Here is a 16,726-nt window from a genome sequence, read left to right as displayed (position 1 = left end):
GATGATCGGGACGCTGTCAATTTTCCGGAGTGTTTTCGACCACACCCACGATGGGGCCCAGCGAAAAGCCTGCATCGGAACGGTTCGTAGCCCGGTCATACATCCGAGAGATATTGCCGTCGAAGAACAGCGCATTGGGCGTTTTCAGCACGTCGCGAAACAGGCTGCCGAATTCGTGAAACGTGACGTAATCCTCTGATATCGCAAAGACCACGCGCGTTCCGTCGTCGCTGGTGCCGACGCCGTTGCGAATATAGCGCGACGTTGAATCGGGCAGAAAACGAGGGTGCAGCGCGCCGTCGATCACCAGCATCGGGCCGGATTGGCTGGCAAAGCGGCATTCGGGGGCCTGATCGACAAAATCCAGGGTCTCGAACACATCGGCGCGGCTCTCACGGATGCAGAACACACCATTGGGCAGAAGACCAAAATTTCCGGGCCCGGGGTTTGCGATCACGCGCATCTGCTCGTGCCCGTCTTCGACATAGTGCCCGACCGGGGAGCGGTCATCGTGATACATGCCCGCATTCATCGCGAAGGCCAGACGTTTGCCTTCCGCAGACAGCGCCTCGTTCACCGAAGAAAAATGGCCAAGAACCGTGCCCTCCGCGTCGTTCAGAAACAGACGCAACTCTTGGTTTGCAGCGTCTGCTGTACACACGGTGTAGCGGTTGTTGTCGTGCGTTATCTTTTCACAGGTCACCGCAGCGGCCTGCGCGGCCCACAGGAGCGCGCCTGTCGTGACGGCTGCCCGGATCACTCGTCCAGATCGCGGCGCACCGCGTCCTGTTCGAACATGCGGCGGGTGTCGTCCAGACGATCGAACGTGTCATCCAGCCGAAACCGCAGATCGGGCGAGAATTTCAGGCCGACCTTCTTGCCAACCATGCGCCGCAGCTCGCCCCTGTTGCGGGCCAGCAACGCGATCACGTCCTCCTGCCCCTTGCCGCCCAAAGGCAGCACATAGGCGGTGGCGATTTTCAGATCGGGCGAGGTGCGCACCTCTCCTACGGTGATCGACATTCGGTTCAGATCGGGGTCGTGGACATCTCCGCGCGCCAGAACCTCGGACAGGGTGCGGCGGATCAGTTCGCCGACACGCAGTTGCCGTTGGGACGGGCCGGGGCCGTCGTGGAATTTGTTCTTTGCCATGTCTTCGATCTAAGCCCAAATCCCACCTTTGCCAAGCGGGCGCGAACCGGGTAGGAGGCTTTGAGCAGTTTGCAGCAAGGGAACACCGCCATGACCCATATTACGGGGATCGTCATCACAGGGGCTTCGGGCCGTATGGGGCAGATGCTGATCAAGACCGTGTCGGATAGCGATCAGGCCCGTCTGGTCGGCGTGGTCGAGCGTGCGGGCCATGACTGGATCGGTCAGGATGTAGGTCAGGCTATGGGCGGGTCAGCGCTGGGCGTCACCGTGACGGATGACCCGCTGGAGGCGTTTGCGCAGGCGCAAGCGGTGATCGACTTCACCGCGCCCGAGGCAACGCTGGAATTTGCTGCATTGGCCGCGCAGGCCCGTTGCGTGCATGTAATCGGCACCACCGGCATGAGCGATGAGCAGATCGCGGCGCTGGAACCGACCGCGCGCCATGCGGTGATCGTGCGCGCGGGCAACATGAGCCTTGGCGTCAACCTGCTGGTTCAACTGACCAAAAAGGTTGCCGCCGCGCTAGATGAGGATTTCGATATCGAGGTGATCGAAGGCCATCACCACCACAAGGTCGACGCGCCCTCGGGCACGGCGCTGATGCTGGGTGAAGCCGCCGCCGAAGGGCGCGGTGTCAGTCTGGCGGATGTGTCCGACCGGGGCCGCGACGGCATTACCGGCGCCCGCCAACGAGGCCATATCGGGTTTCACGCGGTGCGGGGCGGAGACATCGTCGGAGAGCATGACGTCCTGTTCGCCGCCCCCGGCGAGCGCATCGTCCTTCGCCATCTGGCCACCGACCGCGCCATCTTTGCGCGCGGCGCGCTCAAGGCAGCGCTCTGGGGGCAGGGCAAGGCGCCCGGTCAGTATGACATGGTGGATGTACTGGGGCTGTAATCCGCTTTAGCGAAACGCGGCCAGTCCCGGCGGTTCCGTGCCGTCTTGTTGAACCTGCGCGAAAAGGGCGCCTAGCCGTTGGTTCCATGCGGGGAACTGGCCAGTGCGTGCATAAGTCAGGCGTTCGGCCCCTATTGAGATGCCCAGAGGCGCGGCATCGCCGCCGATGATGATCTCGCCAATTTCGGTCCAATTAGCGGATGGGGGATAGGCGGTCGGCGCGGGTTCGTCCACATCGCCGACGCGGTAATAGACACCCATTGTCACCAGATAGTCCTGGCCAAACGGGTCAGGAAAGAAATAGCCCGAGGCATCGCGGGCGGCCAGCGCCTCGGCCTGATCGCGCAGCAGGACCTTCTGAGCAAACGGCATATCCAGATCATCCAGAACAGGGCGCATGTCTTCGGCCTGCGGGACGCTGACAAAGGCAATGCGGGATGGGTCCAGCCCGAAGTCACCGGTCAGGATGCGCAGCATCAACGCGGTTGTGTCCCGGCCCGAGATATCTGCGCCGGGGTGGCACCCAACCTCGTGAAACAGGGGCAGGACGTCCGGACGGGCTTTTTCATCCACATCGTCGACGCGGGCCAGGGGTTGGATGATGAACGCATTCGCCGGCAGGACGTCCTGATCGAAATCGTGCCTCAGCCCGCCATTGTAGTCGGTGTTTCCCGTGACAATCGGTAACGGGCCCGATTGAGCAAAGCCCATGCCCGCAAACGCCGCCTGAAGGCCAGCGATGGTTTTTGCGAACTCAGCCTCAAAAGCGTTGTTTTCACCTGTCGCGCCGGTTGCCAAACGGGGTGCGACAGTGCTGAGCGCCGCTGCCGTTCCCAACTGAACCACTTTGCGTCTGTTCAATGCCATCTGCGCCTCCCTGATGCTCGCATAAGCAGAGTATCGCAGATGTTTGGGCGGACGGTTAAGGAATTCTGAAAATACTTTAGAGGTCCTTGATTTTATCCGCTCGCAGCGGGCATGCGAGGTAGACGCCGAACTCTTGCCCGATATCGGCGCTGACCCGCGCGTGGACCGCGCCTTGACGATCCAGAAAGCGCTGGTTGTCCTCGACCGGGAAAATCCCCTCATGCCAGATGCCGGGATGGATATAGAGGCCGCGTGACCCGTCGCACCAGAACGCCACCACCTTGTCAGGCGTCAGATTGTCGCCCGGCAGGGCGGCGGGGACGATGAAAGGTCTATTGTCCAGCGGCCAGAACATCTGCCCGCCATCCGGGTGATAGTTCATGTGCCACAGCAGGACCTGATCGCGGGGGGCCGTTTGCCGTGTGGTCTGTGCCTGCTGCGGATCGGCGGACCAGCCCAGAACGTAATGGCCTTTGACCGCCTCGTTTTCACCATAGAGCACATCGCCCTTCCAGTCGGCGCGGAACGTGCCCTCGACCCAGCCGCCTTCGTCGCCGGTGCCTTCGTCGATGGGCCGCCAACCTTGCTGCGGCCAGCGGGTGATTTCGATCTCGAACCCTTCGGGGTCATCGACCAGACAGCCGTAGCCCTTGACCGAGGCGTCGGTGGCGCGGATCAGCGGGACCTCATGCCACGGCAGCGACGGTTTTGTGCTGGCTTCAAAGATGTACTCGGGTGCGTTCACGACGCACCCATATGCTTGTCGACCATATGCTGCACCATGGGCGCAAAATGGGCGAAATCGGGGGTTTCCATACCGATCCGTTTGCCTGCCTCATCCAGATAGCGGACCTGAATGATCTCTTTCAGGTTCGGGTTGGCTTCGAATTCGGCGATTTCGTCGGCACTCATCGGACCGCCCTGCAATTCCAGAGAATGGACCGAGGCCTCTGACAAGCGGTTGAAATAGTCGGGCTTGGTTGCGCAGAGATAGCGTTTTGCTGCGACGTGATACCGACAGCAATCGGTGATGATCGAGGGGAAAAATTGCTCCAGCACTGCGGCGCCTGCATCCTCGTGATGGCGATCTTCGGTGTCATCGGGGTGATAGCTGCCGAATTCCGAGGTGAAATGCCCGATATCATGCAGCAACGCGCCCACGATGATCTCTTCGGGCATGCTATTCTGTTCGGCAATTGTTGCGCCCTGCAGCATGTGTTCGGCTATGGTGACGGGTTCGCCCAGATATTCCTCGCTGCCGCGACGGGCAAAAATATCAGCGATGAAAGCGACGATATTGTCTTGGTTGAGGGTCGAAAAGTCAGGTTTCATTCTGCGGCCTCCGGTTGTGTCATGTTCAGTGCGGCCAGCGTAGACAGCAAACCGTCCTTATCGGCATAGCATCCCTGCAACCAACGCGAGCCCGCGCCGGAATAGCCAAGCCGCGCGTGCAGCACGCGGGTATTGTCGACGATAAAGCTCTCGCCCGGCTCCAGTTTGAAGGAAACACCCATGGCCGGATCGTCGATGATGTCGCCAAGCTGACGATAGGCGGCATAAAACGCCGCCATCTTGTCGAAGGGCACGTCCACGAACGGCGCGGACGAGCGGTTGTTGAACCGGATGCCGATCAACTCGCCATCCGGCGACAGCTCGATCATCGGCCGGCGCGCGCGCAGGCAAACCCCGTCCGAACCTTTGTATTCGAACCGGGCGGGGTAACCGGCCAGCAGGGCAAAGCCGTCGGGGTTTTGCTCGCGCAGCTTTTCGGCCGCTCGGAACCCGTCGACAACGATCGAATCGCCGCCTTCGGCGCTGTTTTCCAGGCAATAGAGGATTTGCAGCGTCGGCACCGGATCGCGATAGGGGTTATCGGTGTGCGCCTGCAAGCCCAGCCCGGTATAGGCGAGGTTGCTGGGGTTCACTTCGGTACGCACCTCGAAATAGGGGCCGTAGTTGGTTTCGCGCACAAAGCCGAACAGATCGGCGACTTGCAGCAGCGATTCTGGCTTGGTTGGGCCGCCGGTCAGTTTGGCAAAACCAAACTCGGCAATCGCCGCCAGCCAGTCGCGTTTCGTCGCCGGGTTGGCATGTACCGCGGCCCAGTCACCGCTGGGCGCGGTCAGGCCGCTGTCCCAGGTGGTGATGCCAGCGGCGATGCGCCCGGCTTCTTCGCCCAGATCCCGGTCATAGCTGTGGGCCGCCAGCCAATCGCCCGGAAAGGTGACGGTTTTGCCTTCGGGTTGGAAAGTGACTTGCAGATCACCCTGCACAAGTGCGGCATCGCTGACCGATAGGTCCGCGGGAATATCACCGATGGTGATCAGCCGCTGACCATTGCCTGGTGCGCGGGTTTCGGGGTCAAGCGCATTGTCGCGCAACCAGATGGCGTGAAAGCGCGAGGTCGTTCTGTCCGCAAACTCAACGGTCACGACGGACGCGTTGTGGGTGGTGTTGCGCAGCATGGGGTCTCTCCTGTCTGGCGCGGGCTTTGCTTGAGGGAATACGCGCTTCATGGCATTACGACAATTAATCCTTCTTTCTGCTGAGGCATGGAATAACTAATGGCTAAGAAAAAGGTCGGATTGCCACCGCTGGATTGGCTGCGCGTGTTCGAGGCTGCAGGGCGCCTGGGTGGATTCTCAGCCGCGGCGCGCGAATTCGGGCTGACGCAGGCCGCAGTCAGTCAGCGCATCGGCAATCTGGAATCCTGGCTGGGCCGGACCTTGTTCGTGCGCGAGGCGCGGGGCGTCTCGCTGACTGTTGAGGGCGAAAGCTATCTGCCGTTGGTGCAGGACAGCTTGCAGGCGCTGGAGCGAAATACCGAAGACCTGTTCGGGAAATCCCCACGAGAGTTGCGGGTCGCAGGTTTGTCTTCGCATATCCATGCGTTGGTTCTGCCTGCCATACCCCAGTTTGCGCAACTGCGGCCAAAGGTGCGCCTGATGACGGATTCGATGGCGCGGCGATCTTCGATGAACGAAGAGAAGACCTGGCTGCAAATCCGATACGGTCGTGGTGCCTGGCCGGGGCGCGAGGCCAAGCTGATCGCCCGCGAAGCACTGGTCCCGATGGCCGCACCCGGTGTGGACTGGGGCGCGCCGCTGGTGGATCAGCGCGGTGAACGGCCCGGTTGGCGGGACTGGGCGCGCAAATCGGGGATTGATGAGCTGCCGTCAACGCGGCTCAGCTTTGATTCGATGGGTCATGCCCTTGTTGCGGCGCGGCAGGGGTTGGGGGTTGTTCTGGGTTCCATCCCTCTGGCGTCGGGAACCCTGCAATCGGGTCAGCTGCGTCAACTGGACTTGCCAAAGCTGGAAACCAAGGATGGGTATTGGCTGACATGGCCCGACGATCAACTGCGATCCAGAAAGCAGCGGGATTTGATCGAAGATTTCCTGACTGCGCTGAAAGGCGTGGCCTGATCAGAAATCGATGGCGATGCCCTTCTTTTCCCAATCCCCATAGCGGGCCGGGTCGGGACCCTCGCGGCCGCCCAGTTCCCTGGGCTGCTCTTTGGCCTGCGCCCGGGCCTTGCGGCGGCGCTCTTCCGCTTCGGCCAGTGCGCGCTGGGCGGCGGGGGGCAGGTCTTTGCGCTCGTCACTCATGACATCGGGTTCCTTTCCGTGCATGGCCTTGATATACGCCCCCGTCCGCCGTTGGCAATGCGGCGCAATCTGAGAAAAAGGCGATACCCATGTCCGACAGTGCAACAGCGGCGCGGCGCAGCGCGATCTACCTGCTGGATCAGATATTGGGCGAAGGGCGGTTGCTGTCCGAATGCCTGTCTGCCGGTGCCCTAGACCGCCTGGACCCCGAAGATCGTGCCCGCGCACAGCGGTTGACGCTGGAAACCCTGCGAGGGCTGGAGCGTGCGGATCGCCTGCTGGACAATCATCTCAAGCGCACGCCTGATTTGACCGCATACAACGCCCTGCGGTTGGCCACGGTTGAGCTTTGCCAGGGTGCAGCGGCGCATGGTGTGGTCAATTCAATGGTCGAGATTGTCGGCAGGTCCCGAAAACATGGCCGCCTCAAGGGATTGGTCAATGCGGTTCTGCGCAAGGTCGCCGCTGAAGGACCCGAAGCCTGGCCCAAAATGCGAGTGCCGCGCCTGCCCGACTGGCTGCGAGAGCCATTGATCATGGCTTGGGGTGCCGATGCTGTCATGGGCATGGAACAGGCCCAATTCGCGGGCGCACCGCTGGACGTGACCCTGAAACCGGGTGTCACCGGGCCGGGTGGTACAGCCTTGCCCACCGGGTCGGTCCGGTTGGCGGATGCGGGGCAGGTATCGGCCTTGCCGGGCTATTCCGCCGGGGACTGGTGGGTGCAGGACGCGGCGGCCGCTTTGCCTGTCCGCATTCTGGACCCGCAACCGGGCGAGGCTATCCTGGACCTCTGTGCGGCACCGGGCGGCAAAACCCTTCAGATCGCCGCAGCAGGGGCCAAGGTCACAGCGCTGGATGTCTCGGAAGGACGGTTGGAGCGTGTGCGCGAAAACCTTGCGCGCACCGGACTGACGGCAGAAGTCATTGCGGCCGACGCGCTGGAACATCAGGGCCAGTACGACGCGATCCTGCTGGATGCGCCGTGCTCTGCCACCGGAACCATTCGCCGCCATCCGGATCTGCCTTTTGCCAAGGACGGGTCCGAGTTTGGAGCGCTCATCGATCTGCAGGCGCAGATGCTGGCCCATGCCTGGACCCTTTTGAAACCCGGCGGGCGGCTGGTTTACTGCACGTGTTCGCTGTTGCCGGACGAAGGCGAAGTGCAGATCGAAGAGGCGCTGGCGCAGCATAGTGACATGTCTGTGGACCGGACCGCACTTGAAGTTGCGGGTGTCGATTCCGCCTGGATCACCGAAGAAGGTGGGTTGCGTCTGCGCCCGGATTACTGGCCAGAGGAGGGCGGAATGGACGGGTTCTACATCGCGTGCCTCAACAAAAGTGCCTAAGCCTGTTCTTTTCGATGACTTGACCTTCTAACCCGTCTATCGTTGGGTCAGGCGCCAGCAGAGCGTCAGGGGCAGAGTAACGAGCGTCATGTCACAGTCAGACACCATGACCAACCGATGGATGCGGTTTCGCAACCGGCTTTATGCGCGGCTCAGCCAGCGGCGCAAAGCGGTGTCGGGCTTTGTCGGTCAACCCGAGCCGCGCACGGTCGGATCCTTCGCACGCGGGCGCCAGCTGGTCGCGGGCAACTTGTTGTTTGCCGGGTTTCTGGTCGAGGCTGACGATACCGAGCTGTGGGATGTCACCGCCCCAAGCGTCGATTTTGATGATGAACGCCACGGTTTTGCCTGGCTGGATGATCTGGCTGCCGTGGGCGACATGCGTGCCCGCGAGAAAGCCCAGCGTTGGGTCTGGGGCTGGATTGAGGCCCATGGGCAGGGTCAGGGCGCCGGTTGGGCGCCCGATCTGACGGGGCGGCGCGTGATGCGCTGGATCAATCACGGCTTGTTTCTGTTGCGTGGCATGGATGAGACGCAGTCCAAGCTTTTCTTCCGGTCACTGGCACAGCAATCCTGGTTTCTTTCAAAACGCTGGCAAGCCGCCACACCCGGTTTGCCCCGGTTCGAGGCGCTGTGCGGTCTGGTTCAGGCGGGCCTTGCGCTGGAGGGGCTGGAACAGTTGGCCGATCCGGCCTTGCGCGGTTTGGCGCGCGAATGTGAACGCCAGATCGACGCTCAGGGCGGCATTCCTACCCGTAATCCCGAAGAACTGCTTGAGGTCTTCACGCTTCTGTCCTGGACCTCTGCCGCGCTCAGCGAGGTCGGTCGGGGCACGCCTGCTGCGCAGACCGAGGCGATCCGGCGCGTCGCACCCACTCTGCGAAATCTGCGCCATTCCGACGGCGCTTTGGCGCGGTTTCACGGCGGTGGGCGCGGGTTGGACGGGCGTCTGGATCAGGCGCTGGCGCAAAGCGGCGTCAAGGCCCAACCTGTGCCGGGCCTGTCGATGGGGTTTGCCCGGCTGACCGCCGCCAGAACCAGCCTGATCATTGACGCAAGCGCGCCGCCCACCGGCGCGGCATCGTACAATGCGCATGCCTCCACCGGGGCGTTCGAGCTGACCTCGGGCCGGCGGCCGCTGATCGTGAATTGTGGATCGGGCGCAAGCTTCGGGCGCGACTGGCGGCGGGCAGGGCGTGCGACCCCATCTCATTCAACGCTGGCGGTCGATGGGTTTTCCAGCGCGCGCCTGACCGAACCGGCCCGCGGAACTGCGCATGAGGCGCTTGTGGACGGTCCAACGAGCGTTCCGACCGACACCGAAGAGGCATTTGAAGGCCAAAGGTTCATGGTCGGCCATGACGGCTATGCCAAAGTGTTCGGCCTGACCCATGCCCGCACATTCGAGCTGCGCTTTGACGGGCGAGAGCTGATTGGCGAAGACATTCTGCTGACCAGCACCGACAAGGCCAAAAAGCAATTTGACCGCGCGCTGGACGCCACCGGGCTGAAAGGCGTGCCGTTTGATGTCCGGTTTCACCTGCATCCAGACGTTGATGCGGCGCTGGATCTTGGGGGTGCTGCGGTGTCCATGGCGCTCAAAAGCGGAGAGATCTGGGTTTTCCGCCATGACAACATTGGAAAGTTGTCAGTCGAACCAAGCGTTTATCTGGAAAAAGGCCGTCTAAAGCCACGCGCGACAAAACAGATCGTTCTATCTGGCCGCGCAATGGAGTATGCGACGCGCATCCAGTGGACGCTGAGCAAGGCGCAGGATACTGCCTACGCCGTGCGAGACATCCACCGGGACGAGCCCGATTTCGACTGACGCCAAAAGGACCTTTGGACCCATGACCGATCTTCACCCCGTGCGCCGCGCGTTGCTTTCCGTTTCCGACAAGATCGGGTTGATCGAACTGGGCAAGGCGCTGGCCGAACGCGGGATCGAACTGTTGTCAACCGGCGGTACTGCGCGCGCGCTGCGCGATGCGGGGCTTGAGGTCAAAGACGTCAGCGAGATCACCGGGTTTCCCGAGATGATGGATGGCCGGGTCAAAACCCTGCATCCGATGGTGCATGGCGGCTTGCTGGCGCTGCGCGACAACGACACCCATGTGGCCGCAATGGATGAACATGGCATTGGCGCAATCGATTTGCTGGTGGTGAACCTCTATCCGTTCGAGGCCACCGTGGCCAAAGGCGCGGGTTATGATGAATGCATCGAAAACATCGATATCGGTGGTCCGGCGATGATCCGCGCGGCGTCCAAGAACCATGCCTTTGTGAATGTCGTGGTCGATGTCGAAGACTATTCGTCGCTGCTGGACCAGCTTGAAGAGAATTACGGCAAGACCTCTTACGGGTTCCGCCAGTGGCTGGCGCAAAAGGCTTATGCCCGCACGGCGGCCTATGACACGGCGGTGTCGAACTGGATGGCCGATGCGCTGCAGCTTGAAGCCCCCAAACGCCGCGCCTTTGCAGGTGAGCTGAAACAGACCTTGCGCTATGGCGAAAACAGTCATCAGCAGGCGGCGTTTTATGTGGATGGCTCGGGCCGCCCCGGCGTGGCCACTGCCGTTCAGCATCAGGGCAAGGAACTGAGCTACAACAACATCAACGACACCGACGCCGCGTTTGAGCTGGTGGCGGAGTTCGACCCTGCTGAGGGTGCAGCCTGCGCCATCATCAAACACGCCAACCCCTGTGGTGTGGCCAAGGGCGCCACGCTGCTGGACGCCTATAAGGCCGCGTTCGATTGTGACCGAACCTCGGCTTTCGGCGGGATCGTGGCGCTGAACCAACCGCTGGATGCGGAAACCGCGCAGGAGATCACCGGGATTTTCACCGAAGTGGTGATTGCTCCGGGCGCGTCCGATGAGGCAAAGGCGATCTTTGCCGCCAAGAAAAACCTGCGCCTGCTGACCACCGACGCGCTGCCAGATGTGACCGCTGGAGGCAAGACTGTGCGTCAGGTGGCCGGAGGTCTTCTGGTTCAGGACAAGGACAATGGATTTGTCGGCATGGATGACCTGAAGGTTGTGACCAAGAAGGCACCAACCGAAGACCAGATGCGCGACCTGTTATTTGCCTGGAAAGTCGCCAAACACGTCAAATCCAACGCCATCGTCTACGTCAAAGACGGCGCGACTGTCGGTGTTGGCGCCGGTCAGATGAGCCGCGTGGATTCAGCCCTGATCGCCGCCAAGAAAGCCGAACGCATGGCGGACGCGCTGGACCTGCCGCAGCCGCTGACCATCGGCTCTGCTGTCGCTTCGGACGCGTTCTTCCCCTTCCCCGATGGTTTGATGGAAGCGGCGGAGGCGGGCGCGACCTGTGTCATCCAGCCGGGCGGCTCGATGCGCGATGACGAGGTGATCGCGGCGGCGGATGAGGCCGGGCTGGCCATGGTCTTTACCGGCATGCGGCATTTCCGGCACTGATGCGGTATCCGCTCCTCCTCTGGGCTGGTCTGGCCGCGTTTCTGATCGATCAGATCAGCAAGTATCTGGTTGTTCACGTCCTGCGCGTGGCCCAAGGTGACATCGACGTTCTGCCACCGCTACTGGTGTTCAAATACGGCGAAAACCGCGGTATCAATTTCGGCCTGTTCCAAGGCAATTCCGAGGCTGCGCGCTGGGTACTGATCGGCGTTTCGCTGGCGATTTGCATCGGCGTATTGATCTGGCTGGGGCGAAATACGCCGACACGGTTCATGCAGCTCTGCGGTGGTTTGTTGATCGGCGGCGCGCTGGGCAACGTGGTGGATCGGGTGCTGCATGGCTATGTGCTGGATTTCCTCAACATGTCCTGCTGCGGCATCAACAACCCTTTTGTGTTCAACCTGGCCGACGTGTTCATATTTGCGGGAGCTTTGGGTCTGATCCTCTTTGACAGCAAAAAGCCCTCGTGACGCGGGTTTGGAAATGCGATAAAAGCGCCGGAAACTGGCTGGAGACTCTTATGCGGATGCCGCGCGCCCTTGTTGTTCTGACACTGCCTGCCTTTATGGCGGCATGTTCTGATATTGGATTGCGCCATCTTGAGCCTCCCGGACAGGGCCCCGATGAGTTTTCGGTTTTGCCGGTCAAACCGCTGACCCAACCCAAGGACTACGCCTTTTTGCCCGCACCGACACCGGGTGGCAGCAATCTGACAGACCCAAATCCCGAGGCGGATGCCGTTGTTGCATTGGGTGGCAGCGAGGCGGCACTGAACCCGAACACGGCCATTCCGTCAACGGATGCGGCGCTGGTGACGGCCTCAAGCCGGTATGGCGTGCCCGCCAATACCCGTCAGGTCACGGCGGAAGAGGATGCGAAGTATCGCAAGCGCAAGGGCCGGTTCACGCGTTTGCGCCTGTTCAAGGTGGATCGGTACGAGCAGGCCTATCGCAAGCAATCGCTGGATGCCAATGCCCAGAACGAGGCCGCGCGTCGGCAAGGGATTGAAACGCCCTCTGCGCCACCTCTCAAAGACTGAATTTTTCTTAACTTTCCGTCATCGGCCTTGAACCCTCGTCGCGCCACCGTAGTTTGAAACGTGAAACGAAACGGAGGACGCCCCATGGTTCGGGCCCTGGCATTGTCTGCCGCCTTGATGACTGCGACCCCGCTTTTTGCCGATAGCGGGCAGGAAGCGGTGACAACTTTTACGCTGGACAACGGCATGGACGTGGTTGTGATCGAAGATCACCGCGCGCCCGTGGTGCAGCATATGGTCTGGTACCGGGCCGGATCGGCGGACGAGCCTATCGGATCCTCGGGCGTGGCGCATTTTCTGGAACATCTGTTGTTCAAGGGCACCGATACGCTTGAGCCGGGCGAGTTCTCTGCCACGGTTGCGGCCAATGGCGGCAATGACAACGCCTTCACCTCATACGATTACACCGCCTATTTTCAGCGCGTCGCAGCCGACCGGCTGGAACTTATGATGCAGATGGAAGCGGACCGGATGCGCAACCTGCGTCTGACCGAAGAAGACATCCTGACCGAGCGTGACGTGATCCTAGAAGAGCGGAACCAGCGCACAGAAAACAACCCGCGCGCCCTGTTCGGCGAGCAGATGAATGCGGCGCAATATCTGAACCATCGCTACGGTGTGCCGATCATCGGCTGGAAACACGAGATGGAAACGCTGGATATGCAGGATGCGCTGGATTTCTACAAAATCCACTATTCGCCCAACAACGCCATTCTGGTTGTCACCGGTGATGTGGACCCGGAAGAGGTGCGCAGCCTTGCAGATGAATATTACGGTGTGATCCCCGCCAATCCGGACTTGCCCGAGCGCATCCGCTCGCAAGAACCGCCGCAAACGGCGGAACGGCGGCTGACCTACAAGGATCCGCGTGTCTCGCAACCCTATGTGCAGCGCAGCTATCTGGCGCCCGAACGTGACGCCGGTGCGCAGGAAAAGGCCGCGGCCTTGTTCATGCTGGCGGAATTGCTTGGCGGCAGCACGACGTCTTACCTGAACGAAAAACTGCAGTTCGAACAGCAAAAGGTCGTCTACACCGGCGCGTTCTATCGCGGTGTCTCTCTGGACGATACAACGTTTGATCTGCTGGTCGTGCCTGCGGAAGGTGTAACGCTGCAAGAAGCCGAAGATGCCATGGATCAGGCCGTTGCCGATTTCATCGCTGAAGGTGTGAACCAGGAAGATCTGGACCGGATCAAACTGCAATTGCGCGCGTCCCAGACCTATGCCCGTGACAATGTGGACGGGATCGGCAACCGCTATGGCCGGGCGTTGACCAGTGGCCTGACGGTAGAGGATGTTCAGGCCTGGCCCGATATCCTGCAAGCAGTCACCGGCGAAGATGTCATCGCCGCCGCCCGCGAAGTTCTGCAACCCGAAGCCTCGGTCACCGGCTGGCTGATGCGCGATGAGGAGGTGACCCAATGAAACATCTCTTTGCAACACTGATCGCCCTGATTGTAGCCCTGCCCGCCTGGGCCGAGATCAAGATCGAAGAGGTCACCTCACCCGGTGGTATCACCGCGTGGCTGGTCGAGGATCACTCGATCCCCTTCACCGCGCTGGAACTGCGGTTCCGTGGGGGCACCTCTTTGGATGACCCGGAAAAACGCGGTGCGGTCAATCTGATGAGCGGCCTGATCGAGGAAGGCGCGGGCGACATGGATGCCCGCACCTATGCGCGCGAGCTTGAGGCGCTGGCGGCTTCGTTCGGCTATCGCGCCTCGGATGACACGGTGTCGATCTCTGCGCAGTTCCTGACCGAAAACCGCGACGAGGCGATCGACCTGCTGCGGACAACGCTGCACGAGCCACGCTTTGATCAGGATGCGGTGGACCGGGTACGGGCGCAGGTCCTGTCGGGGCTGCGATCGGATCAGACCGATCCCAACGACATCGCGGGGCGCAGCTTTGCCAAGATGGCCTATGGCGACCATCCCTATGGTTCCGAAGGCAAGGGCACGATTGAAAGCGTGACCGCCCTGACGCGAGACGATGTGGTCGAAGCCTATGGCAGTGTCTTCGCCAAAGATCGCCTTTATGTCTCGGCTGTCGGCGACATCACCCCGGCTGAATTGGGTGACATTTTGGACAAGCTGCTGGCCGATTTTCCCGAAACCGGCAAGCCGATCCCGGACAAGGCGAATGTGAACATTCAGGGCGGCGTCAGTGTGGTCGAATTCGACACGCCGCAATCCGTTGCCCTGTTTGCGCAGCGCGGCATTGATCGCGACGATCCGGACTTTTTCGCGGCCTTTGTCTTGAACCACATTCTGGGCGGCGGCGGCTTTGAAAGCCGCCTGATGCAGGAAGTACGCGAAAAACGCGGCCTGACCTACGGGATTGGAACCTATCTGGTGCCCAAGGATCTGGCCTCGGTCTATCTGGGGTCGGTGTCTTCGGCCAATGACAGGATTGCCGACGCCGTTGATGTGATCCGGGCCGAATGGGCGCGGGCCGCGACCGAAGGGGTCACGCAGAAGGAACTGGACGACGCCAAAACCTATCTGACCGGCGCGTATCCGCTGCGGTTTGACGGCAATGGCCAGATCGCCGGGATCATGGTGGGGATGCAGATGGACGATCTGCCCATCGACTACATCGCCACGCGCAATGACAAGGTGAACGCGGTAACGCTGGAAGATATCAACCGCGTCGCGGCCGAGTTGCTGGACCCCGAGGGCCTGCATTTCACCATCGTGGGCAAGCCGGTGGGTCTGGACGGCTAACCGTCAGGCCGCGGCGACGCGATTTTGCGCGCTGACTGTATGAGAGTTGCTGCTGAGAAGTTTCTGCCGCGCATGTCTGAAATGCGCGGCTTTCAGCGCGTCATCGATATGACGGTTTCTGCGCAGCAGGCGGGTCAGTTTTAAACTGTCGAAGATCAGACAGGATGTCGGCTCGCTTGCGCGGACAGTTGCGGTGGCCGGCATGCCAAGACCAAAGGTCAGCTCGCCCAGGATCTCATCCGCGCCGCATCGATTGATGACCTGGTTTTCCTTGAGAATGGTTGTCTTGCCGCTGAGGACAAAGCCCAGGAAATCGGTGGTTCTGCCTTCTTCGATCAGAACCTCGCCGGGCTTGTACTGGACGGTTTTCGCGGTGTTGAGCAAACGTCGTGCCTGATAAGGCTTCAGCGTTTCGAGGTAGTGTGAGATGAACTGCCGTTCCGGCTTTGAGAACCGGACCAGATGGCGTGAAACATAACCGCGCAACAACCCCATGACCGAGATCGAGATATAGGCCATCTGGATGATTGACCCGGCCAGATTAAACTCGGCCGACATGCTGATCAGCACGAAGCTGGCGGCGAATATCGTGATCATCGGATACAGAACGCCGCTACCTCGGATGACATTCAGCTGCAGCATGAAATAGTTCAGAATATAGAGCCCCGCGCCCAGCACACCGATCAGTGTTGCAATCTGTGCGACCTCGGGAAGTTCCACTGGTAAATTCAGCATGTTTCGGCCTACCCACAATATTGGATAGGCTGGACACTGACCTAAAGGTTAACGGCCGTATATGAACAAGGTCACAAGTATTCCGTCCTTATGACTGCGCCTTTGCCTGCGCACGCAACATCTGCCCCATCATCTGGCCAAACTTGCCCGACCCGCGTTGATAAAGCGCGCCGTCCACGGCCAGCACCGTGCCGCTGATATAACTGGCCATGTCCGAGCTGAGGAACAGACAGGCATTGGCCACGTCTTGTGGCTGCCCCCATCGGCCCAGCGGCACGTCGCGGCGCAGGGCTTCTCCGGCATCCGGCGTTGGGGCCAGACGTTTCGCCCCTTCTGTGCCCTCGATGAACCCGGGCACGACCGAGTTCACACGGATGCCCTCGATCCCCCATTCCATCGACAGGGTGCGGGTGATCTGATCGACGCCTGCCTTTGCTGCACAGACATGGGCCTGACCTTCGTAAGGCAGATAGGATTGCGGGGCCGAGATGTTGATGATGCTGGCACCGGGGCGTTTGAGGAACGGATAGGCCCCTTTCAGAACATGGACGGTTCCCATCAAGTCGATATCGACAACGGTTTTGAAGGCGTTGACCGACATCTCCGCCGTCAGCGCCGGAAAGTTTCCCGCCGCGCCCGAGATCAGCACGTCGATATCGCCATATGCGTCGTGGAACTGTTTCAGCCCTGCGGCCACCGCATCCGGGTCGCGCACGTCAAAGGCCGCCCCCATTGCGTCGGCGGCGCCCGCGGCTATTAACGCGGCGACCGTGTCATCCACTTTGTCTTGCGAGCGGCTGGCAACGGCCAGCTTGGCGCCCGAGGCCGCAAAGGCCTCGGCAATGCCGCGGTTGATGCCGCTGGTGCCGCCAATGACGATGACGGTTTGGTTTGCAAAACCCATGTAGGC

General features: G+C 61.1%; 18 protein-coding genes. 9 read left to right on the top strand and 9 right to left on the bottom strand.

The annotated features are described in order from the left end of the window. Positions 1-16: 16 nt before the first annotated feature. The gene (locus ACR0AG_RS14160) at positions 17-760 is read right to left on the bottom strand and encodes a phosphodiester glycosidase family protein (protein WP_480839955.1); all 744 of its coding nucleotides are present in this window, start codon (positions 758-760) and stop codon (positions 17-19) included. Further along, positions 757-1,152 (bottom strand): 30S ribosome-binding factor RbfA, encoded by a 396-nt coding sequence (rbfA, locus tag ACR0AG_RS14155; protein WP_480839952.1) that lies wholly within the window; start codon positions 1,150-1,152, stop codon positions 757-759. The genes ACR0AG_RS14160 and rbfA overlap by 4 nt, the downstream gene beginning before the upstream one ends. Positions 1,153-1,242: 90 nt before the next feature. Here rbfA and dapB point away from each other — a divergent pair, with 90 nt between their 5' ends. Then, positions 1,243-2,052, top strand: coding sequence for a 4-hydroxy-tetrahydrodipicolinate reductase (gene dapB, locus ACR0AG_RS14150; protein WP_480839950.1), 810 nt, complete (start codon positions 1,243-1,245; stop codon positions 2,050-2,052). 6 nt (positions 2,053-2,058) lie between these two features. On the opposite strand, the gene ACR0AG_RS14145 is transcribed toward dapB, so the two are convergent. The 4 genes from ACR0AG_RS14145 to tmpA form a co-directional block, all read right to left on the bottom strand. Next, complete coding sequence (locus tag ACR0AG_RS14145) at positions 2,059-2,919, bottom strand: hypothetical protein (RefSeq protein ID WP_480839948.1); 861 nt, start codon at positions 2,917-2,919, stop codon at positions 2,059-2,061. A gap of 76 nt (positions 2,920-2,995) precedes the next feature. Next, a complete protein-coding gene (locus ACR0AG_RS14140) occupies positions 2,996-3,664 on the bottom strand; it encodes an ureidoglycolate lyase (RefSeq protein WP_480839946.1) in 669 nt (222 codons plus the stop codon). After that, the gene (gene tmpB, locus ACR0AG_RS14135; RefSeq protein ID WP_480839943.1) at positions 3,661-4,251 is read right to left on the bottom strand and encodes a (R)-1-hydroxy-2-trimethylaminoethylphosphonate oxygenase; all 591 of its coding nucleotides are present in this window, start codon (positions 4,249-4,251) and stop codon (positions 3,661-3,663) included. Before tmpB ends, ACR0AG_RS14140 begins: the two co-directional genes overlap by 4 nt. Then, positions 4,248-5,384, bottom strand: coding sequence for a 2-trimethylaminoethylphosphonate dioxygenase (tmpA, locus tag ACR0AG_RS14130; RefSeq protein ID WP_480839941.1), 1,137 nt, complete (start codon positions 5,382-5,384; stop codon positions 4,248-4,250). The genes tmpB and tmpA overlap by 4 nt, the downstream gene beginning before the upstream one ends. A 99-nt stretch (positions 5,385-5,483) precedes the next feature. Here tmpA and ACR0AG_RS14125 point away from each other — a divergent pair, with 99 nt between their 5' ends. Next, positions 5,484-6,344, top strand: coding sequence for a LysR family transcriptional regulator (locus tag ACR0AG_RS14125; protein ID WP_480839939.1), 861 nt, complete (start codon positions 5,484-5,486; stop codon positions 6,342-6,344). Here the strand turns inward: ACR0AG_RS14125 and ACR0AG_RS14120 are convergent, their stop codons facing one another. Then, on the bottom strand, positions 6,345-6,527 hold the full coding sequence (locus ACR0AG_RS14120) for a DUF1674 domain-containing protein (RefSeq protein ID WP_480840247.1): 183 nt from the start codon (positions 6,525-6,527) through the stop codon (positions 6,345-6,347). 89 nt (positions 6,528-6,616) lie between these two features. Between ACR0AG_RS14120 and ACR0AG_RS14115 the strand changes: the two genes are divergently transcribed. The 7 genes from ACR0AG_RS14115 to ACR0AG_RS14085 all read left to right on the top strand — a co-directional run bounded on the left by ACR0AG_RS14115 (position 6,617) and on the right by ACR0AG_RS14085 (position 15,081). Then, a complete protein-coding gene (locus ACR0AG_RS14115) occupies positions 6,617-7,876 on the top strand; it encodes an RsmB/NOP family class I SAM-dependent RNA methyltransferase (protein ID WP_480839937.1) in 1,260 nt (419 codons plus the stop codon). A gap of 88 nt (positions 7,877-7,964) precedes the next feature. Continuing rightward, a complete protein-coding gene (locus tag ACR0AG_RS14110) occupies positions 7,965-9,704 on the top strand; it encodes a heparinase II/III family protein (protein WP_480839935.1) in 1,740 nt (579 codons plus the stop codon). A gap of 22 nt (positions 9,705-9,726) precedes the next feature. Beyond that, positions 9,727-11,316 carry a bifunctional phosphoribosylaminoimidazolecarboxamide formyltransferase/IMP cyclohydrolase gene (gene purH / locus ACR0AG_RS14105; RefSeq protein ID WP_480839933.1) on the top strand — a complete coding sequence of 530 codons (1,590 nt, stop codon included), beginning with the start codon at positions 9,727-9,729 and terminating at the stop codon, positions 11,314-11,316. Beyond that, complete coding sequence (gene lspA / locus ACR0AG_RS14100; protein ID WP_480839931.1) at positions 11,316-11,786, top strand: signal peptidase II; 471 nt, start codon at positions 11,316-11,318, stop codon at positions 11,784-11,786. The genes purH and lspA overlap by 1 nt, the downstream gene beginning before the upstream one ends. A 50-nt stretch (positions 11,787-11,836) precedes the next feature. Then, positions 11,837-12,355: a DUF3035 domain-containing protein gene (locus ACR0AG_RS14095; RefSeq protein ID WP_480839929.1), complete on the top strand. Its 519-nt coding sequence runs from the start codon at positions 11,837-11,839 to the stop codon at positions 12,353-12,355. An 84-nt stretch (positions 12,356-12,439) separates the two neighbouring features. Then, positions 12,440-13,780 carry a M16 family metallopeptidase gene (locus ACR0AG_RS14090; RefSeq protein ID WP_480839927.1) on the top strand — a complete coding sequence of 447 codons (1,341 nt, stop codon included), beginning with the start codon at positions 12,440-12,442 and terminating at the stop codon, positions 13,778-13,780. Beyond that, entirely contained in the window at positions 13,777-15,081 is a 1,305-nt protein-coding gene (locus ACR0AG_RS14085; RefSeq protein ID WP_480839925.1) for a M16 family metallopeptidase, read from the top strand. The genes ACR0AG_RS14090 and ACR0AG_RS14085 overlap by 4 nt, the downstream gene beginning before the upstream one ends. A 3-nt stretch (positions 15,082-15,084) precedes the next feature. On the opposite strand, the gene ACR0AG_RS14080 is transcribed toward ACR0AG_RS14085, so the two are convergent. Both ACR0AG_RS14080 and ACR0AG_RS14075 read right to left on the bottom strand, forming a co-directional pair. Next, positions 15,085-15,816, bottom strand: a complete 732-nt coding sequence (locus ACR0AG_RS14080; protein WP_480839923.1) for a Crp/Fnr family transcriptional regulator — start codon at positions 15,814-15,816, stop codon at positions 15,085-15,087. An 88-nt stretch (positions 15,817-15,904) separates the two neighbouring features. Further along, positions 15,905-16,720: an SDR family oxidoreductase gene (locus tag ACR0AG_RS14075; protein ID WP_480839916.1), complete on the bottom strand. Its 816-nt coding sequence runs from the start codon at positions 16,718-16,720 to the stop codon at positions 15,905-15,907. Positions 16,721-16,726 lie beyond the last annotated feature (6 nt).

This window comes from Ruegeria sp. H6 (assembly GCF_056532975.1).
This window is presented reverse-complemented; position numbering and strand designations above follow the sequence as displayed.